At 67.5% G+C, this 17,086-nt stretch carries 14 protein-coding genes; 12 read left to right on the forward strand and 2 right to left on the reverse strand.

Going from position 1 to position 17,086, the window contains the following annotated elements; translation table 11 throughout:
- The first annotated feature begins 106 nt into the window (after nt 1-106).
- Entirely contained in the window at nt 107-346 is a 240-nt protein-coding gene (locus tag ASG64_RS03685; RefSeq protein ID WP_042574749.1) for a hypothetical protein, read from the forward strand.
- Nucleotides 347-696: 350 nt separating this feature from the next.
- Here ASG64_RS03685 and ASG64_RS03690 read toward each other — a convergent pair whose 3' ends face one another.
- Nucleotides 697-1,731, reverse strand: a complete 1,035-nt coding sequence (locus ASG64_RS03690) for a beta-xylosidase (protein ID WP_235579474.1) — start codon at nt 1,729-1,731, stop codon at nt 697-699.
- Between the two features lie 238 nt (nt 1,732-1,969).
- Between ASG64_RS03690 and ASG64_RS03695 the strand changes: the two genes are divergently transcribed.
- The 10 genes from ASG64_RS03695 to ASG64_RS03745 all read left to right on the forward strand — a co-directional run bounded on the left by ASG64_RS03695 (nt 1,970) and on the right by ASG64_RS03745 (nt 14,247).
- Complete coding sequence (locus ASG64_RS03695) at nt 1,970-2,689, forward strand: GAF domain-containing protein (RefSeq protein WP_056070112.1); 720 nt, start codon at nt 1,970-1,972, stop codon at nt 2,687-2,689.
- A gap of 271 nt (nt 2,690-2,960) precedes the next feature.
- Nucleotides 2,961-4,331 carry a sugar transferase gene (locus tag ASG64_RS03700; RefSeq protein WP_082518049.1) on the forward strand — a complete coding sequence of 457 codons (1,371 nt, stop codon included), beginning with the start codon at nt 2,961-2,963 and terminating at the stop codon, nt 4,329-4,331.
- 13 nt (nt 4,332-4,344) lie between these two features.
- A complete protein-coding gene (locus ASG64_RS03705) occupies nt 4,345-5,706 on the forward strand; it encodes an O-antigen ligase family protein (protein ID WP_056070115.1) in 1,362 nt (453 codons plus the stop codon).
- The gene (locus tag ASG64_RS03710; RefSeq protein ID WP_056070118.1) at nt 5,616-6,668 is read left to right on the forward strand and encodes a glycosyltransferase family 4 protein; all 1,053 of its coding nucleotides are present in this window, start codon (nt 5,616-5,618) and stop codon (nt 6,666-6,668) included. The genes ASG64_RS03705 and ASG64_RS03710 overlap by 91 nt, the downstream gene beginning before the upstream one ends.
- Nucleotides 6,668-8,140 (forward strand): flippase, encoded by a 1,473-nt coding sequence (locus tag ASG64_RS03715; protein WP_056072632.1) that lies wholly within the window; start codon nt 6,668-6,670, stop codon nt 8,138-8,140. Before ASG64_RS03710 ends, ASG64_RS03715 begins: the two co-directional genes overlap by 1 nt.
- On the forward strand, nt 8,137-9,210 hold the full coding sequence (locus ASG64_RS03720; protein WP_235579475.1) for a glycosyltransferase family 4 protein: 1,074 nt from the start codon (nt 8,137-8,139) through the stop codon (nt 9,208-9,210). The genes ASG64_RS03715 and ASG64_RS03720 overlap by 4 nt, the downstream gene beginning before the upstream one ends.
- Nucleotides 9,211-9,421: 211 nt before the next feature.
- Complete coding sequence (locus tag ASG64_RS03730) at nt 9,422-10,717, forward strand: hypothetical protein (protein ID WP_197074755.1); 1,296 nt, start codon at nt 9,422-9,424, stop codon at nt 10,715-10,717.
- Nucleotides 10,704-11,816 (forward strand): glycosyltransferase, encoded by a 1,113-nt coding sequence (locus ASG64_RS03735; protein WP_056070121.1) that lies wholly within the window; start codon nt 10,704-10,706, stop codon nt 11,814-11,816. Before ASG64_RS03730 ends, ASG64_RS03735 begins: the two co-directional genes overlap by 14 nt.
- Complete coding sequence (locus ASG64_RS03740) at nt 11,803-13,071, forward strand: hypothetical protein (protein WP_056070123.1); 1,269 nt, start codon at nt 11,803-11,805, stop codon at nt 13,069-13,071. The genes ASG64_RS03735 and ASG64_RS03740 overlap by 14 nt, the downstream gene beginning before the upstream one ends.
- Before the next feature lie 6 nt (nt 13,072-13,077).
- Complete coding sequence (locus ASG64_RS03745) at nt 13,078-14,247, forward strand: lipase family protein (protein ID WP_056070128.1); 1,170 nt, start codon at nt 13,078-13,080, stop codon at nt 14,245-14,247.
- 4 nt (nt 14,248-14,251) lie between these two features.
- Here the strand turns inward: ASG64_RS03745 and zwf are convergent, their stop codons facing one another.
- Nucleotides 14,252-15,697, reverse strand: coding sequence for a glucose-6-phosphate dehydrogenase (zwf, locus tag ASG64_RS03750; protein WP_056070130.1), 1,446 nt, complete (start codon nt 15,695-15,697; stop codon nt 14,252-14,254).
- A 123-nt stretch (nt 15,698-15,820) separates the two neighbouring features.
- Between zwf and ASG64_RS03755 the strand changes: the two genes are divergently transcribed.
- Complete coding sequence (locus tag ASG64_RS03755; RefSeq protein WP_042574741.1) at nt 15,821-17,059, forward strand: L,D-transpeptidase; 1,239 nt, start codon at nt 15,821-15,823, stop codon at nt 17,057-17,059.
- Nucleotides 17,060-17,086 lie beyond the last annotated feature (27 nt).

The following is a 17,086-nucleotide window of genomic DNA, read 5'->3' on the forward strand; positions in this document are numbered from 1 at the left end:
CGGCGGGAGCGGTTCGGCACGGCGTCACCGTACAACCCGCATCCGACGGACGTGCGTCGTTCTCGACCACTAGAACATACGTTCGAACACGGCTACGATGAGTGCCATGGACGACTCGGGTAGAACGCAGAGCGCGGTGAACGACAAGGTCCTCGAGCTGCGCGCGGTCGCCGACGAGCTCAGAGAACTCGACGATCATCGTGTCGCACTGGGAGACAGACTGGTCGACCTCGAACACTGGTTCCGACGCGTCGGCTGCGCGGAACTGTCGGATCACGCACTCGACGTCTTCGTCTCGCGGTACGTGGGCCGGGTCTTCGAGCTGGCCGACGGTATGCGGGAGTAACAGTTACCCGTCTACACGGATAGAAGTGACGTGCGTCGCCCGGTCCGGCGAGACGTGGGGTGCCCCTCACTTCGGTGAAAACGGACCTTCTGCGGGGAATCATGGTGTCAGCGAGATCCGTTCTCGCCAGTGCGGTTCAGGGGGATCCGCACTCGCTCGATGTGGAGGTAACACCATGATCGCTTTGACTCTCGTCGGTGTCGCAGCACTGGCCGTCGCACTGCTGTCCGGGGGCCGCGACCTCGACTTCGCGGGCCGACAGACGTCGTACAGCTACCGCGCACGCTGACGTTCCACAGATTCGACAGCAGCACCTCGTCCGATGGGCGGGGTGCTGCTGTCGTGGTACGTCAGGACGTCGAGTGCTCCGCCGTGAACTCGGTGATCCGGGAAAGGGCCGGCTTCGGAGTGAAGTCTCGTTCGACGATGCCGAAATTCTGCTCGGTGTCGCCGAGGTCGGTGCCCGAGTCACGGATGCTGTAGACGTAGGCGGGGCCCAACCAGTCGTTGCCGAGTAGAGCATTCATCATGATCGCGATCGATTCGGCCTGCCCGTCGGCAGACATCGCGTTCGCGTTCGTCCCTGTGGGCGCACCGATCTCGGTGATCCAGATCTGCTTCTCCCCGTCACCGGCCCCGGCCATGATGTCGTGCATGGGCCACATCGCCATCGCCGTGTTCCACTGCGCCGTCGACAGATCGTTCGGCAGGAACGGCCACGTGTAGGGATGCACGTTGAACGCGTCGAAGTATCGGTTGGCACCCAGCGAGTTCATCTGCGTCAGAAACGTCTTGGGTGAGATGTTGATCCCGTTGTCCACAGCGGGGGCCATTCCGCCGGACAGCACCAGGGCCTCGGGCTGCACAGCCTTGATGGCCCGGTAGGTCGCCCGGAGCATCAGCGCGTACACCGTGGGATCGGGCCTCGGCGCGAAGTACGTGGTGATGTTCGGCTCGTTCCACACCTCCCACAACGAAATTCGGTCGCGGTACCTTTCCGCGGCGAGTGCCCCGAACGCTGCGAACGCGTCCGGGCTCGCCGGTCGCGCGTACGGCTGATCGACCGCCGTCGCCACTCGCGCCCACGGTGGGGCGTAGGTGACGATCGCGTACGGGCACATACCTCGCGCGACGATGGCGTCGACGATGCGATCGGTCGACGCCCAGTCCCGCCGACCGGGCCGCGGCTCCACCACCGACCAGTCGATGTCGATCCGTACCGAGAACATCCCGGCGTCACGCGCGATATCCAGTTCGCTGCCCAGATCCTCGTCCGAGAGGAAGCCGAACGATCCACCGGGAGAACCGCCCACCCGGACGCCGTCCGACTCCGCGACGCACCGCGGCACCTCGCCCGACGGAGCGCCGGACGCCGGTATCGGCACACCGACGAGAACGAGAAGGACGGCGGCTCCCGACAGGGAGCACCGCCGGAGAAACTCGGCACCGGGTCTGCGCCGAGTCGACCTCGGACGAGAAACAGACCGATCGGTGATCACCGGCCAAGGCTAACAGCGGGGGCCGCATGGGGCGTACCAGCGAAAACGGACACCGGAAAGGCTCCGAATTCCACGATTCGCCACATCGCTCGAACACGAAGACACCTGCATTAGTATCGGCGAAATGACGACGGGAAACGACGGCTTCGATGCCCGCCTGAACGAGGTTCTGGAACAGCAGGCTGTGCGGGTGGGCGAAACGGTGCCCGCCTATGTCCGGCGTGCCGTCGTGACACGCCTGGTGAAGGAACTCGCCGAGGCCGACGACACCGATCTGGGCCATCTGCTCAAACGCCTCGAGGCGACAGCTGATCCCGTGCCCGATACTCCTGCCTCCACGCCGCCGGCAGCATCCGAGCAACCGTCGATCGTCACCGATCCCGATCGTGTTCGCGCTGTCGAGGCCACCGGGCTTCTCGACACCCCGTCCGAACCGGCCTACGACCGCATCGTCGCCATGGCTGCCGATGCGCTGTCGGTGCCGGGTGCCGCGATCTCGCTGATCGACAAGGACCGCCAGTTCATCAAGAGTGCACTCGGTTTCGGACCCGAGGAGGAGCGGCCGCGGGCCATCCCTCTCGAGGCCGGCATGTGCCAGCACACCGTGGCGAAGGGCGAACCACTGCTGGTGGAGGACGCCCGCCTCGACGAGAAGTTCAGGAATCACCCCGGCGTCGTGGACAAGACCTTCATCTCCTACCTCGGCATCCCCTTGGTCGACGACGGCGGTCACGCGGTGGGCACGCTGTGCGTCTGGGACGCCGAACCACGTCAGTGGACGACGGGGCACGTACAGGTACTCAAGGACATTGCGTGGATGGTTCGCGAGCGAATCTTCGAGTGAGCGAACCATTCCGGGCGTGATCTACATTTCTGCGTCGATTCTCTGTCTATCGGTCGCTTTTCCGTAATGGCGCCGTGACCATTCTGAGAAGACAACTCCGAAGAATGGTCTAGTGTTGATCTCGGTCGGTCAACCACTAGGTCCGTACGGAGTGAATCCTGTGTCAGAAACACTGGAATCGCGAGATACGTTGCAGCGCAACGCCCCTGCCACGAGGGTGTCCAAGGAACGTGGATTAGCGGACCGTCTTCGCGTCGATCCTGCACACACGATGGTCACCATCGCAGCGGATGCGACGGCGGCGATCGTGGCTGTCGCCGTGGCGAGATTGTGGCCCGGATCGGGCGACATCGATTACGGCTGGGTGCCGTGGCTGTTCGTGCCACTGGTCCTGCTCATCCTGGCGTCCCGCTCGCTCTACCGGCGCGGCCTCCGACGGAACTTCCTCGACGAGATCGGTCCCGTCGAGACGTCCGTCGCGATGGCCACTCTGCTGGTCCTGACGATCCTGCTGGTCGTGGGCACCGAGTACCGGCCCGGCCTCTTCATGGTCCGCGTGTGGATCGCCGCGGGCATCCTGGTGGCGGTGGCTCGCTTCCTGCGGACCACGATCCAGCGCTACCTCCGCGTGAACCACAAGTCGGCGGCTCCGACACTCATCATCGGCGGCGGCCCGATCGCGCACCAACTGGCGTCACGCATGCATCAGTTCCCCGAGTACGGTCTCGACCCCGTCGGCGTGCTCGACAAGGCCCCTGCGATCGATCCGGAGCCGGACACTCCCGAGGCGCTGGCCGTCCCCTACATGGGCAATCCCGCGCAGCTGGCGCAGGCCATCGAGCAGACGGGCGCCGAGGAGCTCGTCATCGGATTCTCCGACGTTCCGACCGAGAGTCTGGTCAAGGCCATCCGTACTGCCCACTCGAACGGCATGCGCGTCTGGTTGGTTCCGCGCTTGTTCGACACCGTCGGCGTGCGCACCCGCGTCGAGCATCTCGGCGGACTTCCCCTGATGGTGTTGCCGCACACCGACCCCAAGGGATGGCAGTTCTTCGTCAAGGGCGTCATGGACAGGGTCCTCGCGGGCCTGGGCGTCCTGGTGCTCTCGCCGGTGTTCCTCATCCTGGCGCTGCTGGTCAAGACCAGCTCGCCCGGCCCGATCTTCTTCTCCCAGGACCGAGTGGGCCGCGACGGAAAGACGTTCGGCTGCCTCAAGTTCCGGTCGATGCGTCCGCCTCGCGCGTCCGACGCCGAGTTCGCGCGCGTCGAGGGTTCTGCGCCCGGAGGTGTCGAAGGCGTCGACCGTCGTACCCGCATCGGCAAGCTCATGCGCCAGACCTCGCTCGACGAGTTGCCCCAGTTGCTCAACGTCGTCCGCGGCGACATGAGCCTGGTCGGGCCGCGACCGGAGCGACCGCACTACGTCGACCTGTTCGAGATGCAGATCCGACGCTACGGCGAACGCCACCGCGTCAAGGCCGGCGTCACCGGGTGGGCTCAGGTACACGGTCTCCGCGGCCAGACGTCCATCGCCGATCGCGCCGAGTGGGACAACTACTACATCGAGAACTGGTCTCTGGCACTCGACGTGAAGATCCTCTTCCTCACGATCGCCGCCGTGCTCAAGAAGGCCGAAGACTGACGGTGGTGCCCCGATGATCGTCGTCGAGGCCTTCGCCGCAGCGCTCGTTCTCCTCGCCGCGTTCCTCGTCGCGCGAGCGGTCTTCTATCGCCCGCAGGTCGGTGTGCTCGTGCTGGCCGCGTTCGTGCCGCTGAACGGTCTCCTGGCCATCCTTCCGCTGCCGGGCATCGTGGCCGGGTGGAAGGAAGGTCTGGTGATCTTCACGCTCGGATCCGCGTACATCCGTCGCAGCCGGGCACGATCCGGGCGCGCGCCGACCTTGTTGATGCCGTGGTGGCCGGCGGCTGCGCTGTTCGTCGTGTTCGGCGTCGCGTCGGCGTTGTTGTCCTTCGGCGTCATCGGCACCGTGGGCATCAAGGTGACGTTCTTCTACCTGCTGCTCGTCGCGATCCTGTGGCTCGCACCGTTCGACGCCCGCGATCGCGATCACCTGGTCACCGTCCTGATGGGAATGGGCGCCTTCACCTCGCTCGTCGGACTCGCCCAGTTGGCCGTCGGTCCCGCTGTCCTGGTGTCGCTGGGCTACGAGTACGGAACCCAGGTGCGCACCTCCGGCGGCCTGCTGCGCACGTTCAGCACGTTCAACCTCCCGTTCCCGTTCGGTCTGTACGTGATGTTGTCGCTGCTGGTCGGCGGGGCTGTCGCACTGGCGGATCCCCGGCGACGACGGAACCTTCTGTTCCTGTGCGCGAGCCCGTTCATGGTGATCGCGATGTCCAGTGCGATCGTGCGCGCGGCGCTGCTCGGCCTCGCCGTCGGACTGATCTACATGGCGATCATCCGCTTCCGCGCTCTCGGCGGACTTCTCGTGATCGTCGCCGCCCTCGTCGGCGCGATCCTCCCGTTCGTCCCCAAGATCACCTCGGTCTTCTTCTCCTCCAGCAGCCTGAACGAACGCGGTGGCCGCTGGAACGAAGTGATCGAGAAAGTGAAGACCCACCCGTTCGGAGAGGGGCTGGGGTCCAGCGGCGCTGCCGCCGACCGGATCTCGACAGCTCAGGGCACGACGTTCTCCGGACTGTCCACCAATTACCAGCCCGACAACTACTACGTGAAGACAGCTCTCGAACTGGGCCCCATCGGACTCTGGGCCGTGCTGGCGCTGTTGATCACAGCGCTGCTCTGGTGTACCCGACTGTCCCGGACACTGCCCGGGCAGGACGGCGCACTCTCGCTTGGGGTGGGGGCCTCGATCGTCGCCGCGATGTTCGCGTCGCTCGTGGCCACCTATTTCGAGATCTTTCCTATCGACGTGTATTTCTGGCTTCTGTTAGGAGTAGTGGGATGCGCAGCAGCACAACACGGATCGTCTTCGGGGCCCTCGCCCTCCGACCGGGAGGCAGCGGTGTCCAGACATACATCCGCGAGCTCCTGAACGAGCTCCCCCAGCATCTGTCGGGGACCGACCTCGCCGCGGTCGTGCAGAAGGACGCCGTCGGCGAGCTTCCCCGCGCGGTGCGGCCGATGGTCAGACCGGTGTCGGGCGGGGCTGTGCGCGCGGTACTCGGCGCGTTGCCGGTCGGCTCGCACGACGTGGTGCACGGCCTGGATGTCGACCTCCCGTTGATCTCTCGGGGCGCGACAGTTGCGACCGTGCACGACATCTCGGTCATCGACATGCCGTCGGCATCGAGTCGGTTCCGCGCGGCCGGCGAGCAACGGTTGGTGCGGCGATCGCTGCGGACGGCCGATCTCCTCATCGCGGTGTCCCGGTTCACGGCCGATCGCATCAAGGCCGTCAGCGGCCGCGACGCCGCGGTGGTCGAACTCGCCCCGGCAGCATGGGCGACGCCGCCCGACGAGAACGCCGTCGAGGCGGTGCGGGCCAAGTACTCGCTACCCGACACGTTCGTCATGCAGGTGGGCACCGTGGAGCCACGCAAGAACGTCCAGTTGGTCGCCGACGCCGCCGAGACGCTCGGTGTTCCGTGCCTTCTCGCCGGTGCAGGGTCGACCGGTCCATCCGCTCCCCGCTATGCGACTGGCCTCGGGTACGTCGACGTCGAGGACCTCCCCGCCCTCTACTCGGCCGCCACCATCACCGCGTACGCCTCGCGCTACGAGGGGTTCGGACTGCCTCCTGTCGAAGCGATGGCCTGCGGCGGCGCCGTCGTGGCCAGCGCGGTGGGAGCGCTCCCCGAAGTGGTGGGCAAGGGCGCGGTGCTGCTGGACGACGAACGCGTCGAGTCCTGGGTGGACGCATTCCGACCCCTGCTGTTGGACGCAGCCGCCCGTGAGGACCTCGTCGCCCAAGCGCTGCACGCCATGGCGGACCTCACGTGGGCGCGGACGGCCGAGCGCACCGCGGCGGCGTACCGCGCAGCCGGACTCCTCTGATGGACGACGACATCGTCGGCGACGGTTCGGAGACTGCCGCACCCGACTACCGGGCTCTGGCCGCCGACCCCAAGGCCGCGGCGCGCGCGACGATCGCCGTGTTGGCGTCGCGAGTGATCGTCGCCGGCCTGGGGTGGGTCGGGAGCGTCATCGTCGCCCGCTCGCTGAGCCCGGAGGGATGGGGCCAGTTCAGCTTCGTCTTCGCGCTCCTGGGCCTGATGTCGGTGGTGACCGATCTCGGGGTGGGGCGTGTGGTCCTGGCTCGCCTGATGGACGACGACGCCGACGAGATCGGCCGCACCGCATCGTCGTTCCTGGCGTTACGGACGGTTCTCGGTGTCGTCGGGTACGTCCTCGCCGTCGGCTACGTGCTGATCCTGCAGTACCCCGGTGAGGTCGTTCTCGCGACGGCGCTGGGCGGACTGGTGGTCGTCTTCGCGACGCCGTCCCACGCGTTGTCGGTGTTGTTCCAGGCTCGGCATCGAATGCTGCTCGTCGCGGTCGTCGAGAGTCTGGGCCAGGTCCTGCAACTCGTCCTGACGATCCTGGCCGCGGTGTTCGCACCGGTGTTGCTGATCTTCGTCCTACCCGCGGTGGCGAACGAGGCGTTCCGGGCCGTCGGCAAGGGTCTGGCCGTTCGGCGACGCTCGGTCGGCCTACGCCCGTCCCGGCACATCGACGTCAGCAGGTGGGGGGCGTATCTGCGCGAGGCCGTCCCGCTGGCCATCGGCTTCGCGTTGACCATCGCCATGCTCAAGATCGACGTCCTGATGCTGAGTCTGCTGGACACGTTCGATGCCGTCGGCCTGTACTCCATCGGCTACAAGTTCTCGGACATGATGGACACGATCGCGCTGGCCGCCGTGGCGCCGGTGAGCACGTTGCTGGTGGCGGCGTGGCCGAACGAGCTCGCGGTGTTCCGGGCCCGGTCCCGTTCCGCGGGAATCTACTTCGCGACGTTCGGTGCCGTCGCGGTCGCGGGATTCTGGCCGTCGGCCGAACCGCTGATCCGCCTGCTCTACGGGGAGCGGTTCACGGCCGGTTCCGACGCGGCCCGACTGTTGGTGCTCGGCGCCGCCCTGATGTCACTGATCCTGCTGGGCATCTTCCTGCTCGCATCCGCAGGAATGCAGCGGCACTATCCGGTGGTCGCTCTGTTCGGCCTCGCGCTCAACATCGCGCTCAACATCGTGCTGATCCCCCACCTGTCCTACAACGGTTCCGCGATCGCGACCGTCGTCACCTTCGCGGTGACGGTGGTGATGCTCTGGATCGTCATCGAGCGCAGCATGCCCATGTCGGGACTGTTGGCCGTGATGCCCGTTCTCTCGCTGGCGGTCGTCACCGCGGCGGTCACGGCGGTCGCCACGCTGGCCGTCGACGCCGCGCCCGCGTTGTGGTTCCTGGTGTCCGTCGTCGCCGCGGTCGTCGTCGGAGCAACCGGATTCGTGCTGTCGAGGAGGGACTCGTGAACACCGTCTTCGTCGGCCACACCTCGAACATCTCGGGCGCGGAGAAGATGCTGCTCGCCGTCGTCGGAGAAGCCGTACGGTCCGGCGCGGCGGTGACCGTCGTGTGCCCGGAAGGTCCGCTGGCGCAGGCACTCCCGCCGGAGGCGCAGCATGTGGCGATTCCCGAGCTGGGTCTCGGCGGTGAGCAGGGACCGGCTCGGATCCTGGCCGCGGCACGGATGGCGGCGCGGTGGGTGTCGGCGGCCCGGACCATCCGCTCGTTGTCGCGACGCCCCGGCACCGCCACCGTCGTGAACTCTCTGTTCGCCCTTCCCGCGGCGCAACTCGCCCGACCCCCGCGCGGCGTGTCCTGGCTCGTCCACGACGCCGTCGCCAGCGGTCGGCAACGCGCCGTCGTCTCGATCAGTCGACGCGTGGTGCGGCGCGCGGTCGCGTGCACGGAGGCGGCAGCCGCTCCGGTCCGCGACCTCGGCCTGCCCGCCGAGGTGGTGCCGTACGGCGTGCCGTGGCCGGTGGAGGACTACTTCGCGGCGACGCGGACTCCACCGGTGGTGGGCATGCTCGCACTGCTGACTCCCTGGAAGGGCCACCTCGTCCTTCTCGACGCGATCGCCCGGCTCGACGGCGTGGACGTGGAACTGGCCGGGGGCAATTTCTCCGGAGACCAGGACTATGTCGACGAACTCCGCGCTCGCGCAGAACGTCCGGACCTCGCGGGTCGGGTGCGTTTCCTCGGCCACGTGGATCCCGACGAGGTTCTGCGTCGATGGGACGTCGTCGTGTCCTCCAGTGTGCTTCCCGAGGCCGGTCCCCTGTCGGTCCTCGAAGCGATGTCGCACGGGCTTCCCGTCGTCGCGTCGGATCACGGCGGGCCGACCGAGTTCCTCGCTCACGGAGAAGGAATCCTGGTGCCCGCGGGCGACTCCGGCGCCCTGGCCGACGCGCTGCGCACTCTCCTCGGTGACGACTCCACACGCGCCGAGATGGGGCGACGCGCCCGAGCGACCGTCGCGGCGCGCCACGACAGCGCCGTGACACTTCCGGCGCTGTATTCCGAGTTGATCGCATGAGCGCCGCGGAAATGGCTCGCATCGACCATTCCCCGACGCACCACAATGGGCGTCAGGACGGTTTGGAGGACAGAAACCGGCATTCCGACAAGAGGGTGACACACCACTTCTCGGCATTACCTGGGGTGAACCGCGACCTGCGTATCATCGAATGGGACATGTCGATCCGCGACATTGTGCGCGTTCGCACGAGCGATTCGAGGAGATTCGGTTGGCTCCCGTAGACGACCCGGTGCACCGCGGTGACGTTCCCCCGCCGATCGACCTGGCGGGTCATATGCGTGAACTCGGCCGCGCAGTCGTCCCGGCCCTTCTCGTGGCACTCCTCGTCGGAGCGGCAGTATTCGGCCTCCGCGAGTTCATGACGGAGAAGCAGTACTCGGCGACCGTGGTCACCGAGATCGAACCGGCCGGCGAGATCGTGCCCGGCGACGCGTTCATCGAGCAGCTCCGTGCGCCGTTCATCGGCCTCGCGGCCGACAACGACGTGCTCGAGCAGGTGCTGGCGCAGGTGGACACGGGGTGGGATGCGGGCACGCTCGCCTCGCATCTGGAACTGACACCGGGGACCTCGCCCGCGCTGCTCGACTTCACGGTCACCGCCGACTCGCCCGAACAGGCTCTGCAGCTGGTCCGCACGACGGTGGCCACCGTGTCGCAGGCGTCGTCGGCCACGGCGGCACGCAACGCGCAGGGTCAGCTCGAGCAGATCCAGGGCGCCATCGCCGCCGAGGAAGCGCGCAACGCTCAGCTGATTCCCGGCGATCCGGCGCGCACCGCCTCCGACCAGTCGCTGTCGGACCTCAGAACCCAGTTGACGCAACTGCAGTCGACGGGAGGCGGGGACCAACTCGTCGTTCTCGCCGTCCCGGAACAGAGCACCGCCCCCGTCTCCCCCAAGCCCGTGTCCGAGGCGTCGGTGGCCGCGCTGCTCGCGTTGATCGTCGCGGCCGAAGTGATCGTCCTGCTGCGTAGCCGGTTGGGCCGCACACCCAGCCGCGCGTGGGCTCGGCGCATCTCGCGGAAATACGGTGCCGAGTTCGACCCGACCGTGACCACCGGTCTGCCGCCCGTGGTCGCTGCCTCGGTCGCCGCGTCGGAACGCGGTGCCGCACCGAACTCCACGGGCTCCGTCGGCGCCCGCCACGCCGCGAACCGCGGACGCACCGAACAGAACGTCCTGGTGCTCGTCGGCGACGACGCCGTCTACCCGGCGCCCACCGCGACATCACCCGGCGGGCAACCCCGTCACCCCGACGCGTTGGTCGGCGCCGACCTCGCCAGCGAGTGGTGGACGTTCATCGATGTGCACGACGTCGAGACGGCGGTGGTGTTGCTGTCCTCCAAGGGGCGTGACCGTAAGACCGCCGAGGCCGCACTTCGGCGCCTGCGCGCTTTCGGACTCCGTACCCACCTCGTGGTACAACCGTCCGGACGTCGGCGCCCGTCCGAACCGGTCATCCAACGACGCCCCGACAAGCAGGTCGAGAACAATGCCAGACACTGACAAGATCGCCATCGTCCACGAGCGGTTCACCGAGGTCGCCGGCTCGGAACACGTCGTCGAGCAACTCGCCCTGCAGTGGCCGGGTGCGCAGGTGTACGCCCCGATCGCCCGACCGGAGGGGACTCCTGCCGGTCTGACGACTCCCCCGCACACCACGTGGCTCAATTCCGTCTACAACGGCATCGGTCAGCGCTCGTACGCTCCCGTGCTTCCCCTGATGCCCAGCGCTTTCCGTCGTCTCCCGCTCCGGGATGCCGAGGCCGTCGTGGTCAGCCATCACGCGTTCGCGACGCAAGCCGTCCATGCCACCGACGCACCCGTGATCGCCTACGTCCACAGCCCCGCACGGTGGGCGTGGGATCCCGAACTGCGTGCCGGAGAGGGTGGCGGCCGGGCCGGCGCCGCGATCCTCACGGCACTCTCCGCGGTGGCACGTCGGTGCGAAACGGGCGCCGCTCCCAGCCTGACGACGGTCGTCGCCAACTCGACCGCTGTCGCGGAACGCATTTCGCAGTGGTGGGGGCGTGACGACGCGGTGGTGGTGCATCCGCCGGTGGACACGGAAGGTTTCACACCCGACCCGACGGTGGAACGCGAGGACTTCTTCCTGCTCGCCGGCCGCCTGGTTCCGTACAAGCGACCCGACATCGCGATCCGCGCCGCGGCTCGCGCCGACGTTCCGCTGATCGTCGCCGGCGACGGCCGAGCCATGGAGCAGTGCCGCGCCCTCGCCGGTCCGAAAACCGTGTTCCTCGGTCGCGTGTCGCACGAGAAGCTTCTGCATCTTCACCGCACGGCGCGAGCACTGCTCATGCCCGGCATCGAAGACTTCGGCATCGTCCCCGTGGAATCCATGGCGACGGGCACGCCCGTCATCGCGCTCGGTGAGGGCGGCGCCGTCGACTCGGTCATCCACGGCACGACCGGTCTGCACATCTCCCCCGGTTCGGACGATCACATCGTCGCAGGCTTCGCCGACGCGATGTCGTCCTTCGACCCGAACCAGTTCGACCGCACCGAGATCCGTGTGTGGGCGGAAGGATTCTCCCGAGCGAACTTCCGCGCCCGGATGCAGGAGGTGATCGATGCCGCGACATAAGTCCGGAAGCACCTACGCGTCCTCGGAGTTGGACCGCACCTTCGCGCCGGCTCAGACGCTCGCGGTCATCGGCCCCGTCGTGGGCCTCGACGAGGACTCTGTGCGAGCGATGCTGACCGCTGCGGAGACGGCATCGCCGGCGTCCCGCATCCGCGTCGATGCGCGGGCGGACCGGCGGCACTGGGACTACCGCGAGAACATCGCGTCGGGAACAGCTGTAACGTCCCGGCCCGATCTGGCGACCGACGATCTCGGTGAACTGATGGACCGTGTCCGGACCCGTCCGGGCGAGCGCGCCCCCGTGGAGATAGTGCTGTGCGGCGACTACGTCGTCGTCCACTATTCGCACGGCGTCGGCGACGGTCAGATGGGCGTCACCATGGTCGGCGCCGCGGCGTCCGATCCCGGCCACGCGATGGCCGCCAGCATGGCCCCGTCACTCCCTCGGAACGCGACCTGGAGTGCCGTCCGTCGACACTTCGGCTCCACACCCTCTGCGGCACGGGACTTCTGGCGCCTCCGCGCCCACCACAAGCGTCGGGACAGCGCACCGGCCACGCGCCGCATCGAGCACTGGGCCGAGTCCAAGACCACTCGCGCCGCCTACATGGCTCCGGAGCAGGTCGCCGCGTTGCGAGCCTGGGGCAAGGAGCACGCTCCCGGCGCCACCAGTGCGTCGGTGTCCGTGGCTCTGGTGATCGCCGCGCTGCGCAGTGAGGGTGTGGATCTCGACGAGCACGTCATGATCCTGTTCAACTGCCGCCGGTACCTCGACGCGTCGCACCGGGCCGAGCACGGGAACTTCGCCATCGGCATCCCGGTGAAACTCCCGACCCTCCCCACTCCCGGCGACGTCGCGACGGTCATGAAGGAGGTCATCGATTCGGGATGGCCCGTCGCCGTTCTCGCGCTCGCCGATGCCAAGGCCGCCATGAAGGGCCACCGCACGTCCCCGCCGCCTCCGCCCGACGACGTGGTCGTGGTTCCGGAGCGTCCGCGACTCGCCGTCAGCGACCTGGGCACGCTCTCCCTCTACGACCACCTCACCTGGCGTGACGACGGTCGGCCCCGGCAGATGACCGCGGCGCTCGAACCCGACGGTCCCGACGGGATCTCGGTCCTGATCTCCCAGGTCCAGGGCGGCCGTTCGTATTCCGCCTCGTTCTGCGGCGGCATGATCGACGTCGCGGTCGTCGACAGAGCGCTGGCCCGAGCCTGCGCCGACCCGGTCGCCCTCCTCCGCGGTATCGAGTGATGCAGCATGGCCGCGTGCGGGAAGTCGTTCGCGGGCCTCGTGGCCGTCGTGCTGGCCTGCGCGGCATGTACGTCGGCACCGTCCGACGTTCCTGAGACACCGACGTCCGCCGCCCCCGGCACGTTGCTCGCGGACCCTGTCGACTTCACGGGCTACCCCGCGCTCGCATCGCTGACGTCCACGTCGGTGAGCGTGCTGTACGGATCGACGTCCGGAATCGACGGATCGACCACGGCCGTCAGTGGATTGGTGCTCGTACCCAAGGGTGAACCGCCGTCCGGAGGATGGCCCATCGTGTCCGTCGGACACGCGACGACGGGAACCGACACACGATGCGCTCCGTCACGTCGCATCGGACTGCTCGGATCGCTGACCACCGTGATCCCGTTCCTCGCCAATGGCTACGTCGTGGCGATGACCGACTACCAGGGCTTGGGGGCACCGGGCCCGCATCCGTATCTCGACTCCACGACTGCCGCATTCAATGTCATCGACATCGTCCGCGCCGCCCGTGAGGTGGAGCCGGCGACATCCGAGACCTGGGTGGGATACGGAGTGTCCCAAGGAGGTCAGGCGGTCTGGGCCGCGAACGAGCAGGCCGGTGACTACGGCGGCGGACTGCGGCTCGCAGGAACGATCAGCATGTCCCCCGCCACCGATCTCACGCCGGTCGTGTCCGCGATGGAGGAGGGCACGCTGACCCGCGAGCAGGTGATCCTGCTCCCGTCGGTGCTGAAGGGACTGTCCGTGGCGCATCCCGATCTGGTGACGAGCGACTATCTGCACGGGGAACTGTTCGATCGTCGCGACGTCTTCACGGCGTGCGAGGGAGAGAACAGCGGCCTCCAGAGCTCGATCGCCGAGAGCGTCACGCCCGCCGACTACGCCCCCGTCGATCGAGCTGCTGCAGATCGCCTGCGCGCGTGGCTGTCCGACGCGGGGGTGCCTCGCCGCGCCGCCACCGCACCGATGTTCGTCGGGTACGGCGACCTGGACACCCTCACGCTTCCGGCGTGGACGATCGACGCGGTTCGGCGCGCATGTGCACTCGGTGACACCGTCGAGCTACGTGAGGCAGCAGGGCAGGGCCACGGCATCCTCGACCTGGGAAGTGCACCCGCGGAATGGCTTCGGGGCCGCTACGCCGGCGAACCCGCACCCAGCACCTGCGGGTGAGCGGTCACTTCTTCTCGCGCCACTCCCTCTCGAACGGCAGGCGCCACGCGTCGGGGGCCACGAGCGAATGAATCGCGTTGGGACCCCACGATCCCGGCGCGTAGGTCCGCACCGGGGGCGGATCCGCGAGCAGAGGCGCCGACACCTCCCACAGGCGTTCGATGCCCTCGGAGGTGGTGAACAGGGTGTGGTCTCCGTGCATCGCGTCCAGGATCAGCCGTTCGTACGCCTCCAGAACGTCCGAGGCACTCTCGGTTTCGTGCAGCGCGAACTGCATGCTGAGTTTGTCCAGACGCATCCCCGGGCCAGGACGCTTGCCGTAGAACGACAGCGACACCTTCGACGAGTCGGTCAGGTCGAACGTCAGGTGGTCCGGTCCCTGAGCCCCGACACCGGATCCGGCCGGGAACATCGACTTGGGCGGCTCACGGAACGCGATCGAGATGATGCGCTGGCCCTCGGCCATCTTCTTGCCGGTGCGCAGGTAGAACGGCACGCCCGCCCATCGCCAGTTGTCGATGTGACACTTCAGCGCCACGAACGTGTCGGTGTCCGAATCCGGGGCGATCCCCTTCTCCTGCCGGTACCCCGAGTACTGCCCGCGCACCACCTCGCGCGGATCGATGGGCAGCATCGACCGGAAGACCTTGTTCTTCTCCTCCTTGATCGCGTCGGGCTCGAGCGCGGTCGGCGGTTCCATGGCCGTGAACGCCAGCACCTGGAACAGGTGCGTCACCACCATGTCCTTGAACGCACCCGTCGACTCGTAGAACCCGGCGCGCCCGTCGAGACCCAGCGTCTCCGGGATGTCGATCTGGACGTGCTGGATGAACGTCCTGTTCCAGATCGGTTCGAACAGTCCGTTGGCGAAGCGGAAGGCGAGAATGTTCTGCGCCGGTTCCTTGCCCAGGAAGTGGTCGATACGGAAGATCTGTTCCTCCGCGAAGGTTCGGTGCACCGCGGCGTTGAGGTCGATCGCGCTGGCGAGGTCGGTGCCGAACGGCTTCTCCATGATGATGCGAGACCGCTCCACCAGGGACGCGTCCGACAGCATGTCGATGACGGCCAGCGCAGCCGACGGCGGCACGGACAGGTAGTGCAGCCGCCTGGTTCCCTCGCCCAACTCCTTCTCCGCGTTCGCGACAGCATCGGAGAGGGCTTGCGGGCCGTCCGACTGCGAGACGTAGGTGAGACGTTTCGCGAACGCCGCCCACTCCTCGTCCGACGGCGTCCTCGAGGAGAACTTCTCGACGGCGTCCTTGGCCATCGCACGGAACTCGTCGCTGGTCATCGCCTCGAGCGAGGTGCCGACGACGCGCATCCGCGGCGCGAGGTCGGACAGGACCAGGTGCATCATGCCGGACAGAAGTTTGCGTTTCGCCAGATCACCGGTAGCGCCGAAGAGGACGACGACCTGGGGTGGCAGCGAGTCGGGGACCGATTTCGTCATGTCAGGATGCTTCCACCGAACCGGTCGGCGTGCTCGGCGAAACGCGGAGCGGCAGTGGCATGTCACCGTCTCGCGCTACCGTGGTGCCTACTCCTCCACTCCTCGACCGTCGGAGTTCCGCTCATGTCTCGCCGCCCCCCGTTCCGTACTGCCGTTCTGGCGTGCCTCGCACTCGTGATGCTGCTCGTGTCCGCGTGCACCATCGGTTCCGGCGGTGGCGACACCGGTGGCGCCGCGCCGGAGACGACGCAGGCTGCTCCCGCACCGACGGTGACGGTGGATCCGGCCGACGGCGCCACCGATGTCAACCCGTTGGCGCCGATCAGCGTCGGCGCCACGAACGGGACCATCACCGCGGTGACGATGACGAACGCCGACGGCGTCGTCGTCGACGGGGTGATCACCCCCGACGGATCGACGTGGAAGCCCGCGACGACGCTCGGGTACGGCAAGTCGTACGAGCTGTCGATCGAGACGGCCGCCACCGACGGCGCGGCGCATCAGGAGACGAGTTCGTTCACGACGGTCGCGCCCGACAACTACACGCTCCCGTCGTTCGTCACCGCGGGCGGCAACCTGCTGACCGACGGCGGCACGTTCGGCGTCGGGATCGTGGCCGTCGTGCACTTCGACGAGCCCATCGGTGACCGCGCCGCCGCCGAGAAGACATTGAGCGTGCAGACCACGCCGGCCGTCACCGGCTCCTGGTACTGGGCCGACGATCAGAACGTCCACTGGCGGCCCGAGAACTACTACACCCCCGGGACCGCCGTGACCATCTCCGCGAAGGTCTACGGAGTCGAGGTCGGTGACGGCCTGTTCGGGCAGGAGGATGTCAGCACCTCCTTCACCATCGGCGACTCGCACGTCTCCGTTGCCGACGACAACACCAAGCAGGTCGAGGTCTACGAGAACGGGACACTGATCCGCACCATGCCCACCTCGATGGGCATGGGGGGCAGCGAGACAATCGGCGGACAGACGTTGACCTTCTGGACGCAGCCCGGTGTGTACACCGTCCTGGACAAGGCCAACCCGGTGATCATGGATTCCTCCACGTACGGGCTGCCGGTCAATTCGCGGTTGGGCTACAAGGAGTCCATCAACTACGCGACCCGCATCAGCAACGACGGCATCTACCTGCACGAACTCGAGGACACCGTGTGGGCGCAGGGCAACACGAACGTCTCGCACGGGTGTCTCAATCTCAGCCGCGCCAACGCGTCGTGGTTCTTCGACTTCTCGGTCCCCGGCGACGTGGTCGAGGTCCGTAACACCGGCGGTGCGCCGCTGCAGCAGTGGCAGAACGGTGACTGGAGCGTGCCGTGGTCGGAGTGGCTCGCCGGGAGTGCGCTCGTCTGATCGGGCATGCCTGAACCGTCACATCTG

The sequence above is a fragment of the Rhodococcus sp. Leaf247 genome (genome assembly GCF_001426185.1).
Lineage (GTDB): Bacteria > Actinomycetota > Actinomycetes > Mycobacteriales > Mycobacteriaceae > Rhodococcoides.

Excerpts from the sequence above, each read along its gene's own strand:
- zwf (WP_056070130.1), bottom strand. The coding sequence starts at position 15,697 with ATGACGAAATCGGTCCCCGACTCGCTGCCACCCCAGGTCGTCGTCCTC.
- ASG64_RS03685 (WP_042574749.1), top strand. The coding sequence starts at position 107 with ATGGACGACTCGGGTAGAACGCAGAGCGCGGTGAACGACAAGGTCCTC.
- ASG64_RS03715 (WP_056072632.1), top strand. The coding sequence starts at position 6,668 with ATGGACGACGACATCGTCGGCGACGGTTCGGAGACTGCCGCACCCGAC.
- ASG64_RS03735 (WP_056070121.1), top strand. The coding sequence starts at position 10,704 with ATGCCAGACACTGACAAGATCGCCATCGTCCACGAGCGGTTCACCGAG.
- ASG64_RS03695 (WP_056070112.1), top strand. The coding sequence starts at position 1,970 with ATGACGACGGGAAACGACGGCTTCGATGCCCGCCTGAACGAGGTTCTG.
- ASG64_RS03745 (WP_056070128.1), top strand. The coding sequence starts at position 13,078 with ATGGCCGCGTGCGGGAAGTCGTTCGCGGGCCTCGTGGCCGTCGTGCTG.
- ASG64_RS03740 (WP_056070123.1), top strand. The coding sequence starts at position 11,803 with ATGCCGCGACATAAGTCCGGAAGCACCTACGCGTCCTCGGAGTTGGAC.
- ASG64_RS03755 (WP_042574741.1), top strand. The coding sequence starts at position 15,821 with ATGTCTCGCCGCCCCCCGTTCCGTACTGCCGTTCTGGCGTGCCTCGCA.
- ASG64_RS03705 (WP_056070115.1), top strand. The coding sequence starts at position 4,345 with ATGATCGTCGTCGAGGCCTTCGCCGCAGCGCTCGTTCTCCTCGCCGCG.
- ASG64_RS03710 (WP_056070118.1), top strand. The coding sequence starts at position 5,616 with ATGCGCAGCAGCACAACACGGATCGTCTTCGGGGCCCTCGCCCTCCGA.
- ASG64_RS03700 (WP_082518049.1), top strand. The coding sequence starts at position 2,961 with ATGGTCACCATCGCAGCGGATGCGACGGCGGCGATCGTGGCTGTCGCC.